The following is a 25613-nucleotide window of genomic DNA, read 5'->3' on the forward strand; positions in this document are numbered from 1 at the left end:
AAAGATCACATCAGGCCCGGCCAACAGATCGCTAACATGTGGCCAACGGTCTTCTCCGCTGCCGCTGCTCGACTGGCCTGAACTCGCCGTGCGGCTGTGCGATGCCGCCGGTGCCTCGGCGGATTCCGCCGGATTCCGGCGGGGGGGCCGTCAGGGACAGGGTGGCGAGAATCCACCGTGAAGAGACGAGAATCCGCCAATCGTGGCAGGGCTTCGTCGGAGAGCGCGGTCGGGCGGGGCGCGCGGGAAGGCAGTGGGCGGCGTGATGCGGTGCGCGCTGCGGTTCGGACTGTTGGGGCCGCCGGTTCTGTACGACGCCGGGGAGCACGCGGCCGACCGGTTCGCCGGAGACGGATTCGCCGCCGACGCCCGCGCCGGAGTGCGTACCGTCGGCAGTCCCAAGGTGCGGTCCCTGCTGGCCGCGCTGCTGCTGGAAGGCGGCCGAGTCGTCCCGGTCGAGTCGCTCAAGGACATCTTGTGGGGTGGCGCGCCGCCCGCCTCCGCCCAGGCCTCGCTGCACAATCACGTGACCCGACTGCGCCGGCTGCTCGACACCCCGGAGCGGCTGCGCGCGGTGCCGCCCGGCTATCTGCTGCGCGTCGAGCAGGGTGAGTTGGACGTCCACGTGTTCGAGCGGCACGTCGCGGCGGCGCGCGGCGCGCATGCCGCGCGCGACTGGGAACGGGCACTGCGCGAGTGCGGGTCCGCGCTCACGCTGTGGCGGGGTACGCCGTTGAGCGGACTGCCGTCCGAAGTGGGCGGGTACGCGTTCGTCCAGCGGCTCCAGGAAGCCCGGCTACTGCTGCTGGACTGGCGCTACGACGCCGAGCTCGCCCTGGGCGGCAACCGACTCTGCTCCCTCGTACCGGAGTTGGCCGCGCTGTCCGCCGAGCATCCGCTGCGCGAGTCGTACCACCGCCAGCTGATGCTGGCCCTGCACCGCACCGGCCGACAGGCCGAGGCCCTCGCCGTCCACCGTGACCTGCGCACCCGCCTCGTCGAGGAACTCGGTGTCGAACCGGGACCAGGCGTGCGCGAGGCGCATGTGGAGGTGCTGCGGGGAGTGCCGGGGGTGGGTGAACGGGAAGGCGGTCTCGGTTCTCCCGACTTCGGCGATCGGGCGGTGGCGGCGTCGTCCGGCGGTCCCGGAGACGGGGTCGGCACCGGCTTCTACGCCGACTCCGGCCCAGGGGTCGGCTCCGGCTCCGGCTCCGGCTTCGACCCCGGCGCCGGTCATCGGGTGGCCTCCGCCGCCCCGCCCTTCACCCCGGCGGCGAGCACCCCCGCCGCAGCGGTCCTCCACATCCCCCGTCCCGCGCAACTGCCGCCCGCACCGGCGCACTTCACCGGCCGCTCCGACGTCCTGCACGCCTTGCGCCGAACCCTGGTCGCCCACTCTCCCGACGGCGACGGCGACGGCGACGGCGACGGCGACGGCAACGGCAACGGCGAAGGCAACGGCGACCGGGAACGGGACGGCGACCGGGACCGTGACGGCACCCGTCCCGGTCCCGTCCCCCTCGCCGTCGTCAGCGGTATGGCCGGTGTCGGGAAGAGCGCCCTCGCGCTGCATGTCGCACACGGGCTGAGGGAACGTTTCCCCGACGGCCAGCTGTACATCAATTTGCACGGCGCCACCCCGGGCATGACCCCCCTCACCGCCGCCCAGGCCCTCGCCGCCCTGCTGCGCGACCTCGGTGCCGAACTCCGCCGCATCCCCGAACACCCGGACGCGGCGGCCGCGTTGCTCCGCTCCCTCCTCGCCCCGACGCGCACGCTGATGGTGCTGGACGACGCCGCGCACGCCGCGCAGATACGGCCGCTGCTGCCGGCCGGCACCGGCTGCGCGGTCATCGTCACCAGCCGTTCTCCGCTGACCGCCCTCGACGGCGCCCACCGCTTTCCGCTCACACCGCTCTCGGACGAGGACAGCGCGGCGCTGCTGCGCGCGGTGTCGGGCCGCGACGGTCTCGCCCCCGCCCATCCCCTCGTCGAGCTCACCGGCAGGCTCCCGCTCGCTCTGCGCGTCGTCGCCGCCCGCCTCGCCGCGCGCCGTGCACTCACCCCCGACGTGCTCGCCGGTCAACTGGCCGCCACCGGACGGCTGCACCACCTGGAGTACGACGATCTGAGCGTCCGCCGCTCCCTCGCCGTCGCCCATGACGCGCTGGCCGCCTCGGACCGCGAGGCCGACCGGGACGCGGCCCTCGCGCTGCGCCGCATCGGCGCGCTCGATCTGCCCACGTACGGCGCACCCCTGCTGGCCCGGCTCACCGGCACCGACGAGCGCCGCGCCGAGGCCGCCCTCGACCGGCTCGTGGATGTGGCCCTGCTGGAGGAGACGGCATACGGCCGCTACGCCCCCCACGACCTGGTCCGCGACTACGCCCGCGAACTCGCCGACACGGAGACCGGACACGGCCCCGGGCACGGCCCCGGGCACGGCCCCGGGCACGGCCCCGAGCACGGTCCCGGACACGGCCCCGGGCGCCGGAACGGCCACACAAGGGGTCTCGGGAACGGTCATGGGAACGACCGTGGATCCGCCGCCACCATCCTCACGACCGCCCTCCGCTGGTACGCCGCCGTCGCCGAGCGCGTCCTCACCGCGATCGTGGAGCCCGGCCACGACCAGGACGACCGCCGTCGGCCGACCGCGTCCCAGCCTCCCGGACACCCGGCGCACACCGTTCCACCCTTCGGCAGTCCCGAAGAGGCCTTCGCCTGGGGCGACCTGGAGCTGGCGAACATCGTCACGCTGGTCCGCCGCCACACGCAGGACACGGCGGAGGACGCGGGGGAGGGCACGGTGGAGTTCGTGGGGGAGAACACGGAGGAAACGGAGGAAACGGAGGAAACGGAGGACGCGGAGGACTCCCGCCGCGCCGCCGACGCCCATCTCTCCACCCTCCTCCGTCTCTTCCTTCCCTACGTCCAGCGCAGCGGCCGTCTCGCCGAGATGGAGGTGCTCGGGCGGGCCGCGCTCGCCGTGGCCCGGCGGCTCGGGGACGCGGCGGCCGAGGCCTACGCACTGGGCGATCTCGCCGCCCTGCACTTTCTGACCGGCCGCCAGAAGGAGGCCCTCGCACTCAACGACGGCGCGCTGACGATCTGGCGTCGGCTGGAGCGGCTCTGCCGGACCCGGCGCTGTCTCAACAACCGGGGACTGCTGCTCGAAGGGCTCGGCCGCTACGAGGAGTCCGGTGCGGCGCTGTCGCAGAGCCTGGAGTACTCGCGGCAGCTGAACGACCCCCACGGCGAGGCCGTCACCCACAGCCACCTCGGCAACCTGTACGAGCACACCGACCCGCGAGCCGCGATCGAGCAGCACCGGCGCTCCCTCGCCCTCGGGAACGAGATCGGCGCCGTCATCGTGCAGTACTCCGCGCACTGCAACATCGGCTACGCCCATCTGACCCTCGGCGAGCCCACCGCCGCGCTGCCGTACTTCGAGGAGAGCCGGCGCATCCTCGGCGGCCACGGCGACTGGCACGGTGAGTCCCAGACCCGGCTCGGTCTGGTGCGCACCCTGCGGCTGCTGGGCCGCACCGATCAGGCCGCCCGGGAGTGCGCCGAGTTGCTGCGCCGCGCGGACGCCCGCGCCGACCGCTACACCGGCGGACTCGCCCGGCACCAGCACGGACTCCTGCTGCACGAGCGGGGCCGCGTCGAGGCGGCGTACGAGGAGTGGCGGGCGGCGCTCGCGGCGCTGGACGGGACGGACGAGAAGACGGTCGTCGCGGAACTCACCGAACTGCTTGCCGCACCCCGCTGATCACGCCACCGCTCACTTCGCGTCCGCGTAGCACTGCACCACCGCCGTCGTGAACGGAAACCGCACCGGCGTCTCGCCGAAGGTCAGCCGCCCCGCCAGGTCCGACGCCTCCCGGATCGCCGCGACGACCGTGTCCGCCTCCTCCGCCGGGCAGTGCACGATCACCTCGTCGTGCTGGAAGAAGACCAGCTCGGCCGCCAGACCCGCGCAGGTCCGCCGCAGCGCGGCGAGCAGCAGCAGGGTCCAGTCCGCCGCACTGCCCTGGACGACGAAGTTGCGGGCGAAGCGGCCACGGGCGCGGGCGTCGGTGGAGGCGTAACCGGGCATCCAGCCCTGCTCCACGGGCTGCCCGGCCGGATCCTCCTGGGGCATCCCCGCCTCGTCCGCTCCGTCGTCGCCCGCCCCGGCCGCCGGCGGACAGGTGCGCCCCAGCCAGGTCCGCACCAGCCGCCCCTCCTCCCCGGCCCGCGCCGCGTCGTCGACGTACGCCACCGCCTTGGGGAAGCGGCGTCTGAGGGCGGCGAGGTTCTTCAGGCCGTCGCCGGAGGTCTGGCCGTAGACCGCGCCGAGCACGGCCAGCTTGGCCTGGGCGCGGTCGCCGGAGAAGGCGCGGTCGGAGACCGCCTGATACAGGTCGCTCTCCCGGCCGGCCACCTCCATCAGTCCGGGGTCACGGGAGATGGCGGCGAGCACCCGTGGCTCCATCTGGTCGGCGTCGGCGACGACCAGCCGCCAGCCGGGTTCGGCCACCACGGCACGCCGGATGACCTTGGGGATCTGCAAGGCGCCCCCGCCGTTGGTCACCCAGCGGCCGGTGACCGTCCCGCCCGCGAGGAACTCCGGCCGGAACCGCCCGTCCCGCACCCAGTCCTGGAGCCAGGACCAGCCGTGCGCGACCCAGATCCGGTACAGCTTCTTGTACTCGACCAGCGGCTTCACCGCGGGGTGGTCGAGGGACTCGATCTCCCAGCGGCGGGTCGATCTGACCTTGATCCCGGCCTGGGCGAAGGCCTTGATCACATCGGCGGGCAGGTCGGGCCGCACCCGGCGGCCGAACGCGGCCGACACCTCGTCCGCCAGCTCGGCGAGGCGCCGGGGCTCACCCCCGCCGGTGTAGCGGTCACCGAGCAGTTCGTGGAGCACTTCCCGGTGCACGTCCGCGCTCCACGGCAGTCCCGCGCGGTTCATCTCGGCGGCCACCAGCATCCCCGCCGACTCGGCGGCCGTCAGCAGCCGCAGCCGGTCGGGGCGGGCGGACCGGTCGTGCCGCCGCTGCTGCTCGGCGTAGACCTCGACGAGGTCCGTCAGCGGCAGGCGGGTGCTCTGCGGTTCGAACAGCGGGGACTGCGCGCCTGGTTCGGCGGACCGCTGGGGCGGATCCGGCGGTACCGGGCCGCCGTGCAGGCGGGCCAGGGCGGCGGCCGCCGACCGGGGTTCGCCGGAGCGGCCCTCGTGGCCGAGGAGGAGCGTCTCCGCGTCCTCGATGTCGTAGCACCGCTCCACTCGCACCCCCGTGGCGAGCAGCCGCGGATAGACCTCGGCGGTGGAGCGCCACACCCAGCGGGTGACGTCCGGTCGGCGGCGCACGGCCTCGGCGAGGTCCGGTTCCCGCAGCACCGGCCCGGCGGGCAGCCCGTCCGGACCGAGGGGGGCGATCTCCGCGCCACCGTCCTCGGCCGGAGCGAGCGCCCAGCGGTCGGCCATGTCGAGAGTGTGGCAGGAGGGTCTGACAACGCCCCTGAGCTGCGACTTCCCGGCCCTGTGCCGACCGCCGCAGCGCCTGCTCCGGCCGGTCCTGTTCCTGCTTCACCGCTGTCCGGTGCCGTTGCCTACTCCTGCCCTTCCGCCTGGTCTTCCGTCCGGCTCTCGCCTTGCTTCCGGGTCCGCAGCACCTTCTCCAGGGCCTCCGCCACGAACTCCTCGGACCGCGCCTTGTCGATGCCGAGGCCGCTCAGTAGGCCCTCGCCGTTCTCGAACTCCAGCAGCGCGAGCAGGATGTGCTCGGTGCCGATGTAGTTGTGGCCGAGGCGGAGGGCCTCGCGGAAGGTGAGTTCCAGGACCTTCTTGGCTGCCGGGCCGTACGGGACCAGCTCGGGCGCCTCCTCGGCGGCCGGCGGGAGCGCGGCGGTCGCGGCCTCGCGGACCGCCTCCAGGGAGACGCCCTGCGCGGTGACGGCGATCGCGGCGAGCCCCTCGGGCTCGGCGAGCAGACCCAGGACGAGGTGTTCCGGGAGCCCCTCGGAGGCGCCCGCGGCCTTGGCCGCGTTGTGGGAGGCCATGACCACGTTGCGGGCGCGCGGGGTGTAGCGGCTGAAGCCCTGGCTGGGGTCGAGGTCCGCCGACTCCTTCGGCACGAACCGCTTCTGCGCCGCCTGCCGGGTGACGCCCATGCTCTTGCCGATGTCCGTCCAGGAGGCTCCTGAGCGGCGGGCCTGGTCCACGAAGTGGCCGATCAGATGGTCGGCGACCTCGCCCAGGTGCTCGCCGGCGAGCACCGCGTCCTGGAGCTGTTCGAGCGGCTCCACGTGGACCTTCTTGATCGCGGAGATCAGGTCGTCGAGACGTACGGATGACGTGATGGTCGGTTGCGTCGACATGTGTCAACCGTAGGTTGACACCCTGCATGCGTCAACCCTTGGTTGACAGTCGTGTGGTTCTCACACCTCGTGGCACGATCGACGGGTGAGCAGTACGACCAGCACCGTCGGGCGCGCCTTCGAGGCCGCTCTCTACGACGGCACCGACGCCTCCCTCGACACCGGCGCCTCGCTTCTCGCGTCCGACCCGGCGGCCGACACCGAACTCGACGCCCGGGGAAGGGAGTTCGTGGCGTCGGCCTGGCGGCGCGGCTGGCAGCCCGCCGACGTCGTACGCCTGGTGCGGCGCGACCTGGACGACGTGCACGTACGCCTCATATCGGTGTTGGTCCGCGCGCAGGCGCCCGACGACGGGCCGCGCGGCCCCCGTTGGGCGGCACAGCTCGACGAGCTCGCCGCCGCCGAAGCGCCACCCCGCGCCGACCGCTTCTCGCATGCCAGCGCCGTCCTGGAGCTGTACCGGCTGCTCCTGCGGCTGCCCACGCTGGAGCCCCTGGCGGAGCCCGCGCCACGACAGCCCGGCGTCGGCTCCGACACCCGCATGTTCGGCCGGATCCGTGCGCTGCTCGCCAAGGCGGAGGCGACCGGGTTCCCGGAGGAGGCGGAGGCGTTGAGCGCCAAGGCGCAGGAGCTCATGGCCCGGCACAGCGTCGACGAGGCACTGCTCGCCGCCCGCGCCCCGGCCCCCGACGCCCCCGGCGCCTGCCGGATCGGGGTCGAGGCGCCGTACGAGCAGGCCAAGGCGGTGCTGCTGGACGCGGTGGCGGGCGCGAACCACTGCCGGTCCGTGTGGAACGAACCTTTCGGCTTCTCCACGGTCGTCGGCTTCGAGGCCGACCTGGAGGCGGTCGAGCTCCTCTACACCTCGCTGCTCGTGCAGGCCACGACGGCGATGACCAGGGCGGAGGCGGCCCAGCGTGCGGGCGGCCGCAAGCGGACCAAGACCTTCCGGCAGTCGTTCCTCGCGGCCTACGCCCACCGCATCGGCAGTCGCCTGGCGGCAGCGGCGGAGACCCAGGTGAGCGACGACCTGCTGCCCGTCCTCGCCTCCCGCGCGGTCGCGGTCACCGCCGCGACGGACCGGATGTTCCCGGCGACGACCACCACCCGCCTGCGCGGGGTGAGCGACGAAGCGGGCTGGACGGAAGGCGCCGAGGCGGCGGACCGGGCCCAGGTGCGGTCCCGCCCCCGGCTGCCCTGAACCCCCGCCCGGTCGCCCGGCCGCCCGGCCTGTCCCCTCGCCGGCCGTCGGCCGCATGCCTGCCCAGCCGCCCGCCCGCCGTCCACGAGCCGTCAGCCGTCAGCGGCCGTCAGGCTCCCGCCCGGCGCCCGGCGTCCGGCGCCCGGCGCCCGGCGTCCGGCGCCCGGCGCTCACGCCCGCCCGACGCCCGCGGCCGTCAGTCGCCCGCCTGCTGGAAGGCGCTCACCGAGGCGTCCGGCTGGTCCGTGCCGTTCTTCAGCGCGACATCGCCGTACGACCAGTCGAAGTCGTGGGTCGCGTCGGCGCCGGGCAGGGCGAACTTCACGGCCTTGACGGAGAGGCTCTTGGTGCCGCCCGCCGCACCGCGCACGTAGGTGAGGGTGAAGGTGGCGGTCGCGTCCTTGGCGAGGGTCAGCTTCTGCGCCTGCGCGGCCTCGTCCCGCGCCACGGCGGAGGAGGTGGCGCCGGCCTGGAGGGTGAGGGCCGGGAATCCGTCCAAGGTGCACTCGGAGCCGGTGTTGGTGATCGTGACGGAGACGTTGCCGCTGTCCCCGGCGGCCGGGGCGGCGTTGACCGGTCCGACCTCCACGCCGACCGCGCCGATCTTGCAGGCGCCGCCGCTGCCGGTGGTCTTCTCGTCGTTGGTGTCACCGCCGCCGCTGTCGCACGCGGTGAGGAGGAGGGCCGCGGCGAGGGCGGTGACGGTGATCGGCATGGCGCGCATGAGGGGTCCCCTGAGGTTGTGACGGTGCTCATGGATCATCACGCATGAACCGGCCGTCCCGTTGCGCGCCCCCCGGGTGTCAGGACCCGAGACTCGCCGTGGGCAGCCCGGAAGGCAGCTGGCCGCCCTCGGACCTGGTGTAAGTCTCCTTGCCCAGATCACCCTCCCAGGTGACCTTCAGCGTTCCCTTGTTGACGGACTCGACCATGCCGGTCGCCCGGTCCTTGCTGCCGTCCGTGCACTTGAGGTGGATCATCTGCATCCCGGCCTCCTCGCCCGCCGTGCCGCTGCACACGGCGCCGTTCGTGACGAAGAGTCCCGCCTGCTTGCCGGTGATCACCAGCGCCACGGCGTGGCCGTCGGTCGTGGCGAGCCAGCTGCCCTCCAGGTCGGCGCCCGACGTGGAGGCTCCACCCGTACCGCCGCCGGAGTCCGCGGTGGCGGTCGCGGTCGAAGCGGGGCTCGTCGAGGAGTCGTCCGTGGAACCGCCGCCGTCGCCGCTGCACGCGCTGAGCGCGAGGACACCCGCCAGCCCCGCGCCGGCGGCCGTGAGCCGCACCCATCGGCGCGAGATCCTGCGTGCCGTGCCGCGCGAAGGTCGCACGAAGGTCGCCGTAGTCACTGGAAGCTCCCAAGCAAGTAGCCGGCCGGCCCACGGACCGAGGGACCGCAGCAAGCTACCAGCACGGGTCTTGGCGACCGCCTCCCGTACCACCGCCGGTCTACGTACAGCCGACGTACGCGGACCACCCCATCCGACGTATGCGGACCACCCCATCCATATGAGAGGTTCCGGTCCGACCGCTCGAACAGTGTCCGTGACCTGCTCGACCGCACGCCCGCCGATGGGCTGACCCGGGCGCCGCACCGATTTCGAGGCCCGGTCCCGCACCCGGTGAGGACTCCCCGGTCATCCGCGTGAACGAGTACTTCCGGCCTCCGACCCGTCAGGCCTGCGTCGAGGGGTTCCGGTTCCGGTGTCGTAGGAGCGGAACATCCGGCCTACGCCAGAGAGCGGATGCTGTCCGTCCGCCCGGCCGACCCTGCTCCGCCATCCTGCCTATCGGACGATCATGTGGACGGTGGAACACAAGGGGCCCGCCGCGCGTCTGTTCCTAATGCACGCGCGAATGCCCCGCGCGCCGCGGGGCACATGCTGGAACGGTGTCGGTAAAGGGGTCGTCAAAGCTGTAATCGCGGGACCACCGCGCGTGCACGTGCATCTGCCCATGCATCTGCACATGAACAGAGCTATGATCCGGGTCAGTTGACCACTGCATCAATGGCCACACCAGCCAAGTGCACCACCTGGGAGCGACCTGTGGACCACGACGTTGACGGGGGGTACGACGTGTACAACGGAATGGCGGCCACACAGTTGCGCGGGGTGGCCTGGCAGAAGAGCCGGCACAGCAACTCGCAGGGATCCTGTGTGGAGTTCGCCCGGCTGCCGGGCGGTGAGGTGGCGGTACGCAACTCGCGTTTTCCCGACGGTCCCGCGCTCGTCTACACGCGGGCCGAGATCGAGGCGATGCTGCTGGGCATCAAGGACGGCGAGTTCGACCATCTGATCGTGGGCTGAGCACCGGCCGACGGTCGGAGGACCGCCGGCTGATCACCGGCTGAGGGCGGGAGCGCCCCCGGGCGATCGTCGGAGGGCTCACCGCTCACGTCCGGCGGGGAACGCCGACGGGGAACGCAGGCGAGGACGATTGCTGTTCGACATTCCGTAACGCGCGTAGAACCGCGGCGCGAGGATGCGCCGCGGTTCGTCATGCGGTGGGGGGCGGCAGATGGAACAGCGCCCAGACCACCTTTCCGTTGAGCGTGCCCGCCAGAGGGTGCCAGCCCCAGCTGTCGCTGAAGGAGTCGACCAGGAACAGGCCGCGCCCCGACTCCGCGGAGAAGTCGTCCGTCTCGCGCGCCACGGGGCTGTCGTGGCTGGGGTCGCGCACCGCGCACACCAGTCGCTCGGTCCAGCACATCAGATGCAGCCGCACGGGCGGCTGCTGCTCCGGTACGCGCGGGCTGCCGTGCGGCAGCGCGTGGCGCAGGGCGTTGGTGACGAGTTCGGAGACGACCAGACAGACGTCGTCGAAGCGCTCCTCCATGTCCCACTGGTCGAGCGTCTTGCGCGTGAACCGCCTGGCCTCGCGCACCGCTTCGTACCGGGCGGGCAGGGCGCAGGAGGCGGCACTGGACACGGCCGCGGGATCCAGCGGCGGAAGGCCCTGCCGTAACGGCTCGAGCATGGTCGATCCATTCGTCCCCATGCGAGGCACTCCCGGGAATTCGCGGTCGTTGCGATGCAGCGGTGGCGCGGGACCATGGTTTCTGATGCGCACAGCAGATGCAAGGGCAGATGCACGTGCACGTGACCGAATTGGACCCGCCCGTACCGCTTCTTGGCCATTTTTTCCGCCATCTTCATGCCCCCCTCTTGCTGCCCGTTCACGCTCTCCTTGCTTCTTCTTGTGCACATCCTTTGGCTTCTTTCCATCTCTGTAATCGGACGAGTACTGCTCGGAGTGTTTTAGTGGCAGACTTCGGCCCCTGAAGACGTTGGGGAGGCTGGCGAACGTGAGCGCGGGAGAGCCAGGATCGGTGGTGCGGCGCATGCTGCTCGGCTCGCAACTCAGGCGACTGCGCGAGACGCGCGGGATCACCCGCGAGGCCGCGGGGTACTCCATCCGTGCTTCCGAGTCGAAGATCAGCCGGATGGAGCTGGGCCGGGTGAGCTTCAAGACCAGGGATGTCGAGGACCTGCTGACGCTGTACGGCATCACCGACGAGGCGGAGCGCGACTCGCTCGTCGCCCTGGCCCGCGAGGCCAACGTCGCCGGCTGGTGGCACAGTTACTCGGACGTCCTGCCCAGCTGGTTCCCCACCTACGTGGGCCTGGAGGGCGCCGCGTCCGCGATCCGCGCCTACGAGGTGCAGTTCGTGCACGGCCTGCTCCAGACCGAGGCGTACGCCCGCGCGGTCGTGCAGCGCGGTATGAAGGGCGCGAGCGAGGCCGACATCGAACGGCGTGTGACGCTGCGCCTGGAGCGGCAGAAGTACCTCGTCTCCGAGAACGCGCCCGACGTCCACATCGTCCTGGACGAGGCCGCCCTGCGCCGCCCCTACGGCGACCGCGAGGTGATGCGCGAGCAGCTCCAGCACCTCATCGAGATCTCCGAGCGTCCCAACGTACGGCTCCAGATCATGCCGTTCAGCCTCGGCGGGCACTCCGGTGAGTCAGGCGCCTTCACGGTCCTCAGCTTCCCGGAGTCCGACCTGTCGGACGTGGTCTACCTGGAGCAGCTGACCAGCGCGCTGTATCTGGACAAGCGCGAGGACGTCGCCCAGTACGAGCACGCGCTGAAGGAACTCCAGCAGGACAGCCCCGGCCCGGACGAGAGCCGCGATCTGCTGCGGGGACTTTTGCAGCTGTCGTAGGGATAACCCTCGATATCGCCGCAAGGGCCTTGCGCATCCGCCTCAGGCCACCCCAACTCGCGTGATCCGCCCGTACGATGACGTGTGATCAGACCAACAGTCGAACGGGGGTCGACCGGGTGTCTGGCTCGACTGCTTCGGCGGCAAGGGGATTGAGGGATCACATGTCGTCCTGCTTCACCGAACTGGCCCTGCAGTACATCGACGGCGAGTGGCGTCCGGGCACCGGCTCCTGGGACATCATCGACTTCAATCCGTACGACGGCGAGAAGCTGGCCTCGATCACGATAGCCACCGTCGACGAGGTCGATCAGGCCTATCGCGCGGCCGCGCGGGCCCAGAGAGCGTGGGCCGACGTAAACCCGTACGCCCGTCGTGACGTCTTCGACCGGGCGCTGCGGCTGGTCGAGGAGCGCGAGCGGGAGATCACCGAGGCGATCATCGCCGAGCTCGGCGGCACGCATGTGAAGGCCCGCTTCGAGATCCACCTCGCCAAGGAGTTCCTGCGCGAGGCGGCCCAGCTGGCGCTGCGCTCCGAGGGCCGGCTGCTGCCCTCGCCGGTCGACGGCAAGGAGAACCGCCTCTACCGCGTCCCGGTCGGCGTCGTGGGCGTCATCAGCCCCTTCAACTTCCCCTTCCTGCTGTCCATCAAGCCCATCGCCGCCGCGCTCGCCCTCGGCAACGCCGTCGTCCTCAAGCCGCACCAGGACACCCCCATCGTCGGCGGCACACTGCTCGCGAAGATCTTCGAGGACGCGGGCCTGCCGGGCGGTCTGCTCAACGTCGTCCTCACGGACATCGCCGAGATCGGCGACGCGTTCATCGAGCACCCGGTGCCGAAGGTCATCTCCTTCACGGGGTCCGACAAGGTCGGCCGGCACATCGCCACCGTCTGCGCCGCCCAGCTCAAGCGCTCGGTCCTCGAACTGGGCGGGAACAGCGCCCTGGTGGTCCTCGACGACGCCGACATCGACTACGCGGTCGACGCGGCCGTCTTCAGCCGGTACGTCGACCAGGGCCAGGTCTGCATGGCCGCGAACCGGGTACTGGTGGACCGCTCGGTCGCGGACGAGTTCACGAAGAAGTTCGTCGCCAAGGTGCGCACCCTGAAGACCGGCGATCCCCGTGACCCCCGGACGGTCATCGGGCCGGTCATCAACTCCCTCCAGGCGAACGCGATCTCGGCCGCCGTCGACCAGGCCGTCGCCGAGGGCGCCACGGTCCTCGTGCGGGGTGCGACGACCGACAACCTGGTGGAGCCCTCCGTCCTCACGGACGTGCCCGCCGACTCCTCCCTCCTGCACAAGGAGATCTTCGGGCCCGTCGCCCTCCTCGTCCCCTTCGACGGCGAGGAGGAGGCGATCCGCGTCGTCAACGACACGCCCTACGGTCTGAGCGGCGCCGTCCACACGGCGGACGTGGAGCGGGGGGTCGCCTTCGCCAAGCGGGTCGACACCGGCATGTTCCACGTGAACGACGGCACCATCCACGACGAGCCGCTCGTCCCCTTCGGCGGCGAGAAGCACTCCGGGATCGGCCGGCTGAACGGCGAGACCACGCTCGACGCCTTCACCACGCTGAAGTGGATCTCGGTCCAGCACGGCCGGAGCTCGTTCCCGTTCTGAGCCGGGCCATAACCTGGGCCCCATGTCAGCGATCCGTCTCCTCGTGCTGGGTGCCGTCCGTCAGCACGGGCGGGCCCACGGCTACCAGGTGCGCAACGACCTGGAGTACTGGGGCGCGCACGAGTGGTCCAACGCCAAGCCCGGCTCGGTCTACCACGCCCTCAAGCAGATGGCGAAGCAGGGACTGCTGCACGCGCACGAGGTGGCGCCGTCCACGGCGGGCGGCCCGCCGCGCACCGAGTACGAGATCACCGGCAGGGGCACCGAGGAGTACCTCAGGCTGCTCCGGGAGTCCCTGACGTCCTACGACCAGAAGATGGACGTCCAGTCGGCGGCCATCGGCTTCCTCGTGGACCTGCCGAGGGACGAGGCGGTGGCGCTGCTGAAGGAGCGGATCCGGCGGATCGAGGCCTGGCGGGCCGAGGTCACCGGGCACTACCTCCCCGAGGAGGGTCCCGGGCAGCTCGGCCACATCGGCGAGATCATGAACCTCTGGGTCCACACCGCCGACTCGGACGCGGCCTGGACCCGGGGGCTCGTCGCCCGGCTGGAGGCGGGCGCGTACACCTTCGTCGGTGAGGGCGAGCCGTTCGTCGGCGTCCTGGCCGAGGGTCAGGAGAACCCGTACGCGACGGGGGAGCGGCATCCGGGGGACGCGCACTGAGCGCACGCGTTCACGCAGGCGCGCGTGCACGCGCGCGGGTCCCCGTGGCGCCACCACGCACGGCTCCTCGTGGCGCCACCGCGCACGCGTCCCTGTGTTCCCGCGTCCCCGTGTATCCGTCACGCGCCGGCGTCCCCGTGGCCGGGACGCCGGAACGGCGATGACCCGCACGGATGCGCCTCGCGGGCCGGACGGGACTTTCGAAACACGCCCTAGTGGTGGAACCCCGTCGCCGCCTGCTTGTCCCGGGTCAGCGGGTGCGGCTGGCAGCGCAGTTCCGGCAGGAGGCGGCTCAGATCCTCCAGGAACAGTTCGGCCAGGTCGGACGAGAAACCGTTGCGGCAGACGATCCGGATCACCGACAGGTCCTCACGGTTCGGCGGGAAGGTGTAGGCGGGCACCAGCCAGCCGTGCTCGCGCAGCCGCCGGGAGACGTCGAAGACGTCGTACGCCGTGACGTCGTCGGCCGTCGTGAAGGCGAACACCGGCAGCTCGTCGCCCCGGGTGAGCAGCCGGAAGTCGCCCAGCTCGGCCACGCGCGCGGCGAGGCCCGTGGCCACGTCCCGGGTGCTCTGCTGCACGGCCCGGTAGCCGTCGCGGCCCAGCCGCAGGAACGTGTAGTACTGCGCGACGACCTGGGCGCCGGGCCGGGAGAAGTTGAGGGCGAAGGTCGGCATGTCGCCGCCCAGGTAGTTGACGCGGAAGACGAGTTCCTCCGGGAGGGCCTCCTTGTCGCGCCACAGCGCCCAGCCGACACCCGGGTACACCAGTCCGTACTTGTGCCCCGAGGTGTTGATCGAGGCCACGCGCGGGAGCCGGAAGTCCCACACCAGGTCCTCGTCGACGAAGGGCGCGACCATCCCGCCGGACGCGCCGTCGACGTGCACCGGGATGTCGAGGCCGGTGCGCTCCTGGAGGGCGTCCAGGGCCGCGCAGATCTCCGCGATGGGCTCGTAGGAGCCGTCGAAGGTGGAGCCGAGGATGCCGACGACCCCGATGGTGTTCTCGTCGCACAGCTCGGCGGCGGCCTGCGCGTCGAGGTGGTAGCGGTCACCCTCCATCGGGACGAGCCGCGCCTCGACCTCCCAGAAGTTGCAGAACTTCTCCCAGCAGACCTGGACGTTGACGCCCATGACGAGGTTCGGGCGGGCGCCCGGATACCGGTCGGCGTTGCGCTGCGTCCAGCGCCGCTTGAGCGCCATACCGGCGAGCATGCACGCCTCGCTCGACCCGGTCGTCGAACAGCCGACGGCCGCCGACGGATCGGGTGCGTGCCACAGGGCGGCGAGCATCGCCACGCAGCGCCGCTCCAGTTCGGCGGTGCGCGGGTACTCGTCCTTGTCGATCATGTTCTTGTCCCGGCACTCGGCCATCAGCACGCCGGCCTGCGGTTCCATCCACGTGGTGACGAACGTGGCGAGATTCAGCCGGGAGTTGCCGTCCAGCATCAGCTCGTCGTGCACGACTTGGTACGCCGTCGTCGGCGACAGGGGCGAATCCGGGAGCCGGTGCCGGGGCGGCGCCTCGGTCATGTCGGCGACCGGGTTCGCCTCCCCGAAGAACGGGTTCACGGACACGGTGCGTTCGTCGTGCTTCGCAGGGCCTTTGTGGAGCGCCATCGGGTTTCTCCTCGGAGGGGATCGGTGGACGGATCAGCGGACCGGGGTTCCGTCGTCATGGAGTTGCATTTGCGGCCGTCCCGTCACCAGCAGCCAGGCGGCGAGCGAGGCGATGCAGAGCAGGGTGAGGACGACCGGTGAGGCCACCAGGACCGCGGCGGTGAAGAGGCTCACCCAGCCCTGCCGGGTGATCGCCAGGAGCATGCCCAGCACACCCGACGCCACGCCCAGCGCCGGCGGCACCGCGGGCACCAGGGCGTGGGCGCACAGGCCGAGCGCGGTGCCGACGAAGACGGCCGGGAAGATGCGCCCGCCCCGGAAGCCGCAGGACGCGGCGACGAGCAGCGCGGCCAGCTTCACCACCGTCATGGCGGCGAACTGTCCCGGCGACCAGCCCTCGGGATCGCTCGCCAGTTCCCCGATCTCGTCCAGCCCCTTGAACAGCGTCAGATGGCCGCCCAGGGCGCCCAGTGCCCCGAGGACGACACCGCCGGCCGGAAGCATCAGCATCGGGTGCCGCAGCCGACGGAAGGCGCCGTGGACGTAGGGGAAGGCGTAGACGGCGCACATGCCGAGCAGCGCGGCCACCGAGGCGATCACGACGGCCGCCAGGACGTCGCCCGCGCCGGGCCGGCCGAGCGGGGGCAGATGGAGGTCGAAGGTCGGGTGGGCCACCAGGGTGGTCGTGATGGCGCCGGCCGCGCCCGCGAGCAGCGGCGCGAAGAGCTTGTCCCAGAGCAGCCCCCGCGCCGGGTGCCCGGCGAACGCCTCGGAGATGACCAGCGCCGCCGCCACCGGGGTGCCGAACAGCGCGCCGAGCGTCGCCGCCTCCGCCAGCAGCCCCCACAGCTCTCCGGGCTGCCGTGGCAGGGCCAGGTGGCCCAGCCATACGGCCAGGCCGATGTTCACGGCGATGATCGGGTTCTCCGGGCCGAGGCTCGGCCCGCCGGCCAGCATCAGCGCGGCAGCCAGCAGCAGGCCCGGCAGCACCACGGGCGGGAGCGTGGGGGCGTCCAGCCCGGTGGTGGCCGGGTCGGGCCCGGCGTGCCCCGGCACCTTCCACACCACCAGCCCGACCGCGATGCCGGTCGCGGTGAGGACGACGAACGTCCACAGCACGGAGTACCGGCCGATCCCCAGGGCGTCCGGCAGGTTGTTCCACAGCACGTGCTGGAGCTTCTCGGCCGCGGCGCTCACACCGACGAACAGCAGGCTCGACCCCACGCCCACGACGAGAGCGGGCAGGATCAGCGGCAGCAGCGCGCGTGCGGGTGTCGCCGGGGCGACGGGTTCCTGCTGCGCGGTGTCCTGGGCCACGCGCTCACCATAAGCGGACATAACGGGCCAACATCCCGAAGGTCGGGGCTTGCACCTCACGTGGCGTGAGGGCTCAGCGTGGAGTGCGTACCGAGAAGGGAGCGGAAGTGAGCTACTCCGTGGGACAGGTCGCCGGATTCGCCGGAGTCACGGTGCGCACGCTGCACCACTACGACGACATCGGTCTGCTCGCCCCGGGCGGGCGCAGCCACGCGGGCCACCGGCGCTACAGCGACGCCGACCTCGACCGGCTGCAACAGATCCTGTTCTACCGAGAGCTCGGCTTCCCGCTCGAAGAGGTCGCCGCCCTGCTCGACGACCCGGCCGCGGACCCGCGCGCGCACCTGCGCCGCCAGCACGAACTGCTGACCGCCCGGATCGGGAAGCTCCAGCAGATGGCCGCGGCCGTCGAACACGCCATGGAGGCACGCAAGATGGGCATCAACCTCACACCCGAGGAGCGGTTCGAGGTCTTCGGCGACAAGGATCCCGAGCAGTACGCCGAGGAGGCGGAGCAGCGCTGGGGCGGCACAGAGGCGTACGCCGAGTCGCAGCGCCGGGCCGCCCGCTACACGAAGGACGACTGGCGGCGCATCCAGGACGAGACGAAGTCCTGGGGCGAGCGCTACGGCGCCCTGATGGCCGCCGGTGAGCCGTCCACCGGTGAGCCGGCCATGGACATGGCCGAGGAGCACCGGCAGCACATCAGCACCTGGTTCTACGCGTGCCCGTACGACATGCACCAGGGCCTCGCCGAGATGTACGTGGCCGACGAGCGCTTCAAGGCGTTCTACGACTCCATCCGGCCGGGTCTCGCCGAGCACCTCAGGGACGCGATCGTCGCCAACGCGGCGCGGCGGACTTCCTGACCGGGGCGATACCGGGGGTGCGGCCGTCCACAGCTTTGCCCCAGCGGGGGCACAGTGCATCCTGGGGTCAGCCCTGGGAACCTGCTCCTGTGGCGTTGCGTTGATAGCTTTGGGCGGTCGCACCGCCGCGCCGACCGCCCTCCCCCGTCCTCAGGAGCCCGGAACCCGTGACTACCCTCGCCCTCGGCCCCGAGTGGTTTACCCCGGACTATCTGATCTCGACCTTCGGGCTGATCGGCATCCTGGTCATCGTCTTCGCCGAGTCGGGTCTGTTCGCCTTCCTGCCGGGCGACTCGTTGCTGTTCACGGCGGGTCTGCTGGTGGCCGACGGCAAGTGGATCCACCAACCCCTGTGGCTGGTGTGCACGCTGATCGTGGCCGCCGCGGTCCTCGGTGACCAGGTCGGCTTCCTGATCGGCAAGTTCTTCGGACCGAAGCTCTTCAGCCGCCCCGACTCCAAGCTCTTCAAGCAGGAGAACCTGGACAAGGCCAACGAGTTCGTCGAGAACTACGGCCCCAAGGCCATCGTGCTCGCTCGCTTCGTGCCGATCGTGCGCACGTTCGCCCCGATCATCGCGGGCGCCGGCCGGATGAAGTACCGCACGTTCATCACGTACAACGTGATCGGCGGCGTCCTGTGGGGCACCGGCGTGACGGTGGCGGGCTACTTCCTCGGCCAGATCGACGTCATCAAGAACAACGTCGAGGCCATCCTCGTCCTGATCGTCCTGATCTCCGTGATCCCGGTGATCATCGAGGTGCTGAAGGCCCGCAGGGAGCGGCGCGCCGCCCCGCCCGCCGCGCAGCCCCAGCAGGGGGTGTACCCGCAGCAGCCCTTCCAGCAGCAGCCCCCCGCCATGGACGACGCGACGACCCAGCTGCGCCGCATCCCGCCGGCGGAGCAGCCCCAGAACCAGAACCAGAGCCAGCACTACAACCAGGACCAGCACTACAACCAGAACCAGCACTACAACCAGGGCACGGACCAGGGCTACGACCAGGGGTACGACAACCAGTACTACGGCCAGGAGTACGGCCAGCCCCAGCAGCCGTACGCGCAGCAGTACCCGCAGGGGCAGGGGCAGGGGCAGGGCTACGGCCGGCAGCCGCACGGCTCGCAGCAGGACTACCAGCAGGGCGGGCAGTACCCCTACAACCAGGGCTGAGCCGCACCGGGGCCGGGAACAGGGCGCGGGGCCCGACGCCCAGAGGCCATGGGCCCCGAGGCTCGGAAGCCATGGGCCCGACGCTCAGAAGCCTCGCGTCCGCTTGGCGGCCCGCCGTCCCCCGGTGGCGCCGCCCGGCACCCGCAGGAACAGCCGCGAGATCTCCGACCCGAGGTTGACCCCGATGGCGATGGCCATGGCGAGCGCCGCGGCCTTCGTGAGCGAGACCAGCCCCTTGTCGACCTCGTTCTGCGCGATCGACAGCAGCCCGAAGTAGGTGGCGGAACCGGGCAGCAGGGGCCCGATCGCCGCGGTGGTGTACGGCAGAGCCGACGCGAACCGGTAGCGGGACAGCAGCTGCCCGAACAGACCCACCAGGCCGGCCGCCACGGCCGTGGAGGCGACGGGCGAGATCCCGCCGGGGTAGTGCATCGCGCCGTACACCGACCAGGCGACGCCCCCGTTCAGGGTCACCGCCAGCACGGTGGATCGTTCCTGTTGGAGCAGTACCGCGAAGGTCAGCGACAACAGCATGGACGCGGCGATCTGGATCAGCGGCCGCTCGGAGATGCTCAGCGCCGCGTCCGGATTGAGCTGGGCGCCCAGCTTCACGCCGAAGTACAGCACCACGAGCACGCCCACGACGATGCCGACGAAGAGGTACAGGACCTCCAGCAGCCGCGCCGCCGCCGTGATGTAGAAGCCGGTCAGGCCGTCCTGGACCCCGGCTACCAGCGCCCGCCCGGGCAGCAGCGCGAACAGCCCACCGGTGATCACCGCGGACGCCTTCACGTCGACGCTCGCCAGCGTCAGCGCGACCCCCATCGCGGCCGGCGGCATCGCGGCGACCGTGAACTGGTAGAACTCCGGCAGCCCGCGCCCGGCGCACAGCCACGCCAGCCGGTCGCCGAGCATCGCGCCGATCGCCGCGGCGACGAAGACCAGCAGGTCACCGCCGACGAGCACGGAGGCCGCGCCCGCGAGCAGCCCGCTGGCCGAGGTCAGCACCCAGGTGGGGTACGGGTGCCGGTTGCGGCGGATCTCCGCGAGCCGCCGGTAGGCGTCCTCCAGCGAGAAGCTGTTCTCCGGGTCGCTCAGGTCGTCCACGAGCCGGAAGACGGCCGCCAGCCGGGTGTAGTCCGTGCCGCGGCGCCGCACCGTCCGCGAGGCCGTCAGCGGGTCGTCCACCAGGGACGGCTGGTACGAGATCGACAGCAGGGTGAAGGTGACGGTCGGCTCGCAGCGGTCGAGCCCGTAGGAACGGCAGACCGCGAACATCGCCGCCTCCACGTCCTCGGCGCCCTCGCCGCCCGCCAGCAGCAGCTCCCCGATACGCAGGGTGAGGTCGAGCACGCGCGGTACGGCGGGCGCGACCTCCTCGGCCTTCTGCGCCACCTCCAGGGCCGGCCGCTCGGCCACCGGCATGCGCAGCATCGTGCGCATCCGGTCCTGCCACGGGACGTCCTTGGTCAGGTTGACCCGCGGCACGCCCCCGGGCGGTGTGAAGGCGGGCGGGGCCTGCCGGGCGCTGTAGGTCCGCGGCGTGCTGAACGCCGACCCCTCGGACTCCCCGGCGGCCGACTGGGCCACGTCGAGGCCGTCGGGGACGGCGAACTCCGACGTGGCCTCCGGCTCCGTGCCGCCCTTGGCGACGGCCAGACCCTTCGGAATCGCGAACTCGGACGTGATCTCGGAGTCGTATGCGCTCCTCGCCTCGTCCGACTGCGGTTTGCGGTCCTCCGCTTCCGTCACTGACGCAACGCTCCCTGAACGACGCCTTCCTCAGACCTCAGTATGCGCACAGACACGCCAACGGGCCGCACGCGTGCGCGTACGGCCCGTTGAACGGCGGCGGACTCAGTGGCCGCCCTGGTCCTTGAAGCGCTTGTAGGACCGCTCGATCTCGGCCTCCGCTTCGGTACGGCCGACCCAGTCGGCGCCCTCGACGGACTTGCCGGGCTCCAGGTCCTTGTAGACCTCGAAGAAGTGCTGGATCTCCAGGCGGTCGAACTCCGACACGTGGTGGATGTCGCGCAGGTGCTCCACCCGCGGGTCCGACGCCGGCACGCACAGCAGCTTGTCGTCGCCGCCGGCCTCGTCGGTCATCCGGAACATGCCGATGGCCCGGCACTTGATGAGGCAGCCGGGGAAGGTCGGCTCCTCCAGGATGACCAGCGCGTCCAGCGGGTCACCGTCCTCGCCGAGGGTGTTCTCGACAAAGCCGTAGTCGGCCGGGTAACTGGTCGAGGTGAAGAGTCGACGGTCCAGTCGGATCCGACCGGTCTCGTGGTCCACCTCGTACTTGTTCCGCGAACCCTTCGGGATCTCGATCGTGACGTCGAACTCCACCGGTGACTCCTCCATGATCAACACATAGTTCTGGTGATTAAGTGTCCCTCACGCAGGTGTGTGATCGCGAAAGGGGCTGGTGGTCGTGCCAGAGCTGAGGCCTTGGCAGGCCGCGAGACCGCATGTGGTGCGGATCGCGGGCGCCGTACGACCGCGTCTGGTACGGGCCGCGACGGCCGTGAGGCCGCGGGTCGCACGCCTGGCACAGGCCGTGAGACCGCGGGTCGCACGGACACTGAGGCCGAAGACCTGGCAGTACACCGCGGGCGCCGCCACGGCCGGGCTGGCACTGGCCGCCGGCGTGGTGACCGCCACCGGTCCCTGGGACTCCACCGGTCAGCGTACGGCCGAGCGGGACTGGGCCGCCGCTCGGGAGAGCACGGGTGGCGCAGATCACGGCCGTGGATCCGGCACGTCCGACACCGAGGCCGGGGTGCCGCGGCCCGCGCCCAGCGCCCTGTCCGTGCTGACCGGCGTCGGCGGCGGCGCGAACACCGTGAAGTCGGCACCGGGCGGAAAGTCCGTCGCCGACGTCCTGGACCCGCTGCTCGAGGACGCGGCGCTCGGCGCCCGGCACACGGCCGTCGTCGTCGACATGGGCACCGGCAAGCGCCTCTACGGCACCGGAGCCGACGACGCGCTCACCCCGGCCTCCACGACGAAGATCGCCACCGCCGTCGCCGCGCTCTCCGCGATGGGCGCCGACCACCGCTTCACCACCCGCGTCGCCTTCGAACCCGACACGAAGGAACTCGTCCTCGTCGGCGGCGGCGATCCGACCCTGACCGCCCGCAAGGATGCGCAGGGCTGGGCGAGCCTGCGCGAGCTCGCCGCCGACACGGCCGCGGCCCTGAAGAAGCGGGGCCTGGCCAAGGTGACGCTGTCGTACGACACCACCCTCTTCGCCGGTTCCGCGCTGCATCCCATCGGTGTCAACGACAACATCGCCCGCGTCAGCGCCCTGGTGGCCGACGAGGGCCGTACGGACGACTCGACGAGCGGTCCGGCGCCCCGGGTGGCCGACCCGGCGGCCGACGCGACCCGCCGGTTCGGCGAGTTCCTGAAGTCCGCCGGCATCACGACGACTCCGCCCGGCCCCTCCAAGGCGACCAGCCGCGCCGCGACCCTCGCCACCGTCTCCTCGCCCCCGCTGTCCACGATGGTCGAGCGGATGCTGACCAACAGCGACAACGACATCGCCGAGGCACTCGCCCGCCAGACCGCCGTCGCGACCGGCGCCCGCGCCGACTTCGCCGGCGGCGGCAAGGCGATCCTCGCCCAACTGAAGAAGCTCGCCCTGCCTGTCAGCGGCGCCGGCTTCAAGGACGGCAGCGGCCTGAACCGCGAGGACCGGCTGACGGCGGACCTGCTGACCGCCCTCCTGGTCGAGGCCGGCGACCCCACCCACCCCGAACTCCGCCCGGTCCTGACCGGCCTGCCCGTCGCCGGTTTCACGGGCACCCTGACCGACCGCTACACGCAGGGCGCGGCCGGCGTCGTACGCGCCAAGACCGGCACCCTGACCGGCGTCAACACCCTGGCCGGCACGGTCGTCGACCAGGACGGCCGACTACTGGCCTTCGCCTTCCTGACGGCCGACACGACCGATCCGACGGCGGCCCAGTCGGCGCTGGACCGAACGGCGACGGCCCTGGCCGAGTGCGGCTGCGGCTGAGCCGTACCCGTGGCGGCGCCCCCGTTCGGACGGGCGCCGCCCGTTGCCCCCGTTCCGCGGCCTGCCCCAAGTGGGACAGCTCACGTACCGTTGAGCCATGACGAGCATCGGTGGTGCCGAGATGGTCGACTGGAATCTCGCGGTCGCGACCGCGACCCGGCTCGTACGGCCGGGCCCCGAGGTGAGCCGCGACGAGGCCAGGGCCGTCGTCGCGGAACTGCGCCGGTACGCCAAGGCCTCGGAGGAACACGTCCGGGGCTTCACTCGTATGGGCACGGAAGACATCCACGACACCCCTGTACTCGTCGTCGACCGCCCCGGCTGGGTCCGGGCGAACGTCGCCGGGTTCCGGGAGGTCCTCAAGCCCCTGCTCGAGAAGATGCAGGAACGGCGTGGCAACACCCCCGGCGGCGCGGTCCTCGGCGCGGTCGGCGGCAAGGTGACCGGCGTCGAACTGGGCATGCTGCTGTCGTTCCTGGCCTCGCGCGTCCTCGGCCAGTACGAGACGTTCGCCCCGGCCACCCGCGAGCTCCCGGCCGCCCGGAACGGCGGCGGCCGCCTGCTGCTCGTCGCGCCGAACATCGTGCACGTGGAGCGCGAACTCGACGTGCAGCCGCACGACTTCCGCCTCTGGGTGTGCCTGCACGAGGAGACGCACCGCACCCAGTTCTCCGCGGTGCCCTGGCTGCGCGACCACCTCGAGGGCGAAATCCAGTCGTTCCTGGCGGAGACCGACGTCGACCCGTCGACGTTCCTGGAGCGCATCCGGGAAGCCGCCCAGTCGCTGGCCGGCGGCCGGCCCGAGGGCGAGGAGGACGACGGCGGACGCTCCCTGGTCGAGCTGGTGCAGAGCCCGGCCCAGCGGGAGATCCTCGCCCGCCTCACCGCCGTGATGTCTCTGCTGGAGGGGCACGCCGACTTCGTGATGGACGGGGTCGGACCGGCCGTCGTCCCGAGCGTCGCGGAGATCCGCGAGAAGTTCCAGCAGCGCCGCGCCAAGGGCGCCTCGCGGCTGGACACCACGCTGCGCAAGCTGCTCGGCCTGGACGCCAAACTCCGGCAGTACCGCGACGGCGAGCGCTTCGTGCGGGCCGTCGTCGACGAGGTCGGCATGGACGGGTTCAACCGTGTGTGGACTTCCCCGAACACCCTCCCGACCAAGGCGGAGATCGCCAAACCGGCGGACTGGGTCGCACGGGTGCACCGCAAGGCCGAGTCGTGAACCGTACGAAAAAGTCGTGAAACGAATCCGGCCGACGGCAGGCGAACGCCCCTCCAATCACCCGTCCGAGGGACCGTGAGCCATGGGTAGGCGTGCAATGCTCGGGGAACGGCCTGGTTCTGTCACCATCTACACACTCTGAGTGACCGAACCTCGGGCTCACCCCCGAAAACTTCATGAAGGGAACCGGACATGGGTCCCCATCCTGCGGTCGCGGCGATACGCCTGGCGGTCCGCCGCGTCCTCCACGACATCCTCATCGAGATCGAACACAACAGAACCACCAGAACGGCCGGCACCACCGGCACGATCGGCGTCTCCGGCTCCGTCGGCCAGGCCTCCGGCCCCCGGTACTCCGACCAGGTACCGGCCCAGAGCACCGACCGCACGCCGCACGAGCGCCCGGCTCCGCCCCTCGTGCTCGTGGCGTGCTCCGGCGGCGCCGACTCCATGGCGCTCGCCTCCGCCCTCGCCTTCGAGGCCCCCAAGCTCGGCATCCGCGCCGGCGGCGTCACCGTCGACCACGGACTGCAGTCCGGCTCCGACCTGCGAGCCGACGAAGTCGTCGTGCGCCTGCGCGAACTCGGCCTGGATCCCGTCGAGTCGGTCGCCGTGACCGTCGGCCGCGAAGGCGGCCCGGAAGCCGCCGCCCGCGACGCCCGCTACGCCGCCCTCGACGCCGCCGCCGACCGCCACGGCGCCGCCGCGATCCTGCTCGGGCACACCCGCGACGACCAGGCCGAGACCGTCCTGCTGGGCCTCGCCCGCGGCTCCGGGATCCGCTCGCTGTCCGGCATGGCCGCGGTCTCGGGGGCCGACGGCCGCTACCGCCGCCCCTTCCTCCAGGTCGACCGCCAGACCGCCCGCAAGGCCTGCATGGTCCAGTCGCTGCCCGTCTGGGACGACCCGCACAACGCCGACCCGGCCTACACCCGCTCCCGGCTGCGCCACGAAGGCCTGCCCGCCCTGGAGAAGGCCCTCGGCAAAGGAGTCGTCGAGGCACTCGCCCGCACGGCCCAGCTCTCCCGTGACGACGCCGACGCCCTCGACGCCTGGGCCAGTCAGGCAGAGGCCTCCGTACGCGACGCGACGGGCCTGCTGGAGTGCGCCAAGCTCTACGCGCTGCCGCCCGCGGTGCGCCGCAGGATCCTGCGGCGCGCCGCCATCGAGGCGGGCGCCCCGGCCGGTTCGCTGTTCGCCCGCCACATCGAGGAAGTCGACCGGCTGATCACCGGCTGGCGCGGTCAGGGGGCCATCAACCTCCCGGGCCGAGTCGTCGCCCAGCGGCAGGGTGGCAGACTGGTGATTCGGCAAGGCTGAATCTCCCTCCTCGGGGAGACGGCCGGTCTTCCCTCCGGGGCGGGGCCGG

20 protein-coding genes are annotated in these 25613 nt (G+C 71.8%); 11 read left to right on the plus strand and 9 right to left on the minus strand.

The genetic code is table 11. The features are described from left to right. The first annotated feature begins 265 nt into the window (after positions 1 to 265). Positions 266 to 3775 carry a BTAD domain-containing putative transcriptional regulator gene (locus ACFV0T_RS08205; RefSeq protein WP_385775926.1) on the plus strand — a complete coding sequence of 1170 codons (3510 nt, stop codon included), beginning with the start codon at positions 266 to 268 and terminating at the stop codon, positions 3773 to 3775. A gap of 12 nt (positions 3776 to 3787) precedes the next feature. Here ACFV0T_RS08205 and ACFV0T_RS08210 read toward each other — a convergent pair whose 3' ends face one another. Beyond that, positions 3788 to 5479 (minus strand): bifunctional 3'-5' exonuclease/DNA polymerase, encoded by a 1692-nt coding sequence (locus ACFV0T_RS08210; RefSeq protein WP_385775756.1) that lies wholly within the window; start codon positions 5477 to 5479, stop codon positions 3788 to 3790. A gap of 125 nt (positions 5480 to 5604) precedes the next feature. Next, positions 5605 to 6372 carry a Clp protease N-terminal domain-containing protein gene (locus ACFV0T_RS08215; RefSeq protein WP_385775759.1) on the minus strand — a complete coding sequence of 256 codons (768 nt, stop codon included), beginning with the start codon at positions 6370 to 6372 and terminating at the stop codon, positions 5605 to 5607. An 85-nt stretch (positions 6373 to 6457) separates the two neighbouring features. Here ACFV0T_RS08215 and ACFV0T_RS08220 point away from each other — a divergent pair, with 85 nt between their 5' ends. Continuing rightward, a complete protein-coding gene (locus tag ACFV0T_RS08220; RefSeq protein WP_385775761.1) occupies positions 6458 to 7573 on the plus strand; it encodes a DUF2786 domain-containing protein in 1116 nt (371 codons plus the stop codon). A gap of 196 nt (positions 7574 to 7769) precedes the next feature. Here ACFV0T_RS08220 and ACFV0T_RS08225 read toward each other — a convergent pair whose 3' ends face one another. Both ACFV0T_RS08225 and ACFV0T_RS08230 read right to left on the minus strand, forming a co-directional pair. Further along, positions 7770 to 8297: a DUF4232 domain-containing protein gene (locus ACFV0T_RS08225; protein ID WP_385775763.1), complete on the minus strand. Its 528-nt coding sequence runs from the start codon at positions 8295 to 8297 to the stop codon at positions 7770 to 7772. A 79-nt stretch (positions 8298 to 8376) separates the two neighbouring features. Next, positions 8377 to 8919: a hypothetical protein gene (locus tag ACFV0T_RS08230; RefSeq protein WP_385775765.1), complete on the minus strand. Its 543-nt coding sequence runs from the start codon at positions 8917 to 8919 to the stop codon at positions 8377 to 8379. 699 nt (positions 8920 to 9618) lie between these two features. Here ACFV0T_RS08230 and ACFV0T_RS08235 point away from each other — a divergent pair. Beyond that, the gene (locus ACFV0T_RS08235; protein ID WP_385775767.1) at positions 9619 to 9879 is read left to right on the plus strand and encodes a DUF397 domain-containing protein; all 261 of its coding nucleotides are present in this window, start codon (positions 9619 to 9621) and stop codon (positions 9877 to 9879) included. 190 nt (positions 9880 to 10069) lie between these two features. Here the strand turns inward: ACFV0T_RS08235 and ACFV0T_RS08240 are convergent, their stop codons facing one another. Beyond that, positions 10070 to 10549 (minus strand): ATP-binding protein, encoded by a 480-nt coding sequence (locus tag ACFV0T_RS08240; RefSeq protein ID WP_385775770.1) that lies wholly within the window; start codon positions 10547 to 10549, stop codon positions 10070 to 10072. Between the two features lie 364 nt (positions 10550 to 10913). Between ACFV0T_RS08240 and ACFV0T_RS08245 the strand changes: the two genes are divergently transcribed. The 3 genes from ACFV0T_RS08245 to ACFV0T_RS08255 all read left to right on the plus strand — a co-directional run bounded on the left by ACFV0T_RS08245 (position 10914) and on the right by ACFV0T_RS08255 (position 14027). Further along, positions 10914 to 11738 carry a helix-turn-helix domain-containing protein gene (locus ACFV0T_RS08245; protein WP_385775928.1) on the plus strand — a complete coding sequence of 275 codons (825 nt, stop codon included), beginning with the start codon at positions 10914 to 10916 and terminating at the stop codon, positions 11736 to 11738. A gap of 164 nt (positions 11739 to 11902) precedes the next feature. After that, positions 11903 to 13363 (plus strand): aldehyde dehydrogenase family protein, encoded by a 1461-nt coding sequence (locus ACFV0T_RS08250; protein WP_385775773.1) that lies wholly within the window; start codon positions 11903 to 11905, stop codon positions 13361 to 13363. A 22-nt stretch (positions 13364 to 13385) separates the two neighbouring features. Next, positions 13386 to 14027: a PadR family transcriptional regulator gene (locus ACFV0T_RS08255; protein WP_385775775.1), complete on the plus strand. Its 642-nt coding sequence runs from the start codon at positions 13386 to 13388 to the stop codon at positions 14025 to 14027. Positions 14028 to 14239: 212 nt separating this feature from the next. On the opposite strand, the gene ACFV0T_RS08260 is transcribed toward ACFV0T_RS08255, so the two are convergent. Together ACFV0T_RS08260 and ACFV0T_RS08265 are read right to left on the minus strand one after the other, a co-directional pair. Continuing rightward, positions 14240 to 15646, minus strand: coding sequence for a glutamate decarboxylase (locus tag ACFV0T_RS08260; protein ID WP_385775777.1), 1407 nt, complete (start codon positions 15644 to 15646; stop codon positions 14240 to 14242). A gap of 33 nt (positions 15647 to 15679) precedes the next feature. Continuing rightward, complete coding sequence (locus ACFV0T_RS08265) at positions 15680 to 16963, minus strand: ion channel protein (protein ID WP_385775779.1); 1284 nt, start codon at positions 16961 to 16963, stop codon at positions 15680 to 15682. Positions 16964 to 17070: 107 nt separating this feature from the next. Between ACFV0T_RS08265 and ACFV0T_RS08270 the strand changes: the two genes are divergently transcribed. After that, the gene (locus ACFV0T_RS08270; protein ID WP_385775781.1) at positions 17071 to 17832 is read left to right on the plus strand and encodes a MerR family transcriptional regulator; all 762 of its coding nucleotides are present in this window, start codon (positions 17071 to 17073) and stop codon (positions 17830 to 17832) included. Positions 17833 to 17999: 167 nt separating this feature from the next. Further along, on the plus strand, positions 18000 to 18998 hold the full coding sequence (locus ACFV0T_RS08275; protein ID WP_385775782.1) for a VTT domain-containing protein: 999 nt from the start codon (positions 18000 to 18002) through the stop codon (positions 18996 to 18998). A gap of 84 nt (positions 18999 to 19082) precedes the next feature. Here the strand turns inward: ACFV0T_RS08275 and ACFV0T_RS08280 are convergent, their stop codons facing one another. Beyond that, complete coding sequence (locus ACFV0T_RS08280) at positions 19083 to 20750, minus strand: threonine/serine exporter ThrE family protein (RefSeq protein WP_385775784.1); 1668 nt, start codon at positions 20748 to 20750, stop codon at positions 19083 to 19085. 105 nt (positions 20751 to 20855) lie between these two features. Then, complete coding sequence (locus ACFV0T_RS08285; protein ID WP_351615513.1) at positions 20856 to 21347, minus strand: inorganic diphosphatase; 492 nt, start codon at positions 21345 to 21347, stop codon at positions 20856 to 20858. 79 nt (positions 21348 to 21426) lie between these two features. Here ACFV0T_RS08285 and dacB point away from each other — a divergent pair, with 79 nt between their 5' ends. From dacB to tilS, 3 genes are all read left to right on the plus strand, one after another. Beyond that, positions 21427 to 23022, plus strand: a complete 1596-nt coding sequence (dacB, locus tag ACFV0T_RS08290) for a D-alanyl-D-alanine carboxypeptidase/D-alanyl-D-alanine-endopeptidase (RefSeq protein WP_385775787.1) — start codon at positions 21427 to 21429, stop codon at positions 23020 to 23022. A gap of 97 nt (positions 23023 to 23119) precedes the next feature. Next, a complete protein-coding gene (locus tag ACFV0T_RS08295; RefSeq protein ID WP_385775790.1) occupies positions 23120 to 24244 on the plus strand; it encodes a zinc-dependent metalloprotease in 1125 nt (374 codons plus the stop codon). A 192-nt stretch (positions 24245 to 24436) separates the two neighbouring features. Further along, complete coding sequence (tilS, locus tag ACFV0T_RS08300) at positions 24437 to 25564, plus strand: tRNA lysidine(34) synthetase TilS (protein ID WP_385775792.1); 1128 nt, start codon at positions 24437 to 24439, stop codon at positions 25562 to 25564. Positions 25565 to 25613: the final 49 nt, after the last annotated feature.

It is taken from the genome of Streptomyces sp. NPDC059582 (assembly GCF_042735715.1).
Lineage (GTDB): Bacteria > Actinomycetota > Actinomycetes > Streptomycetales > Streptomycetaceae > Streptomyces.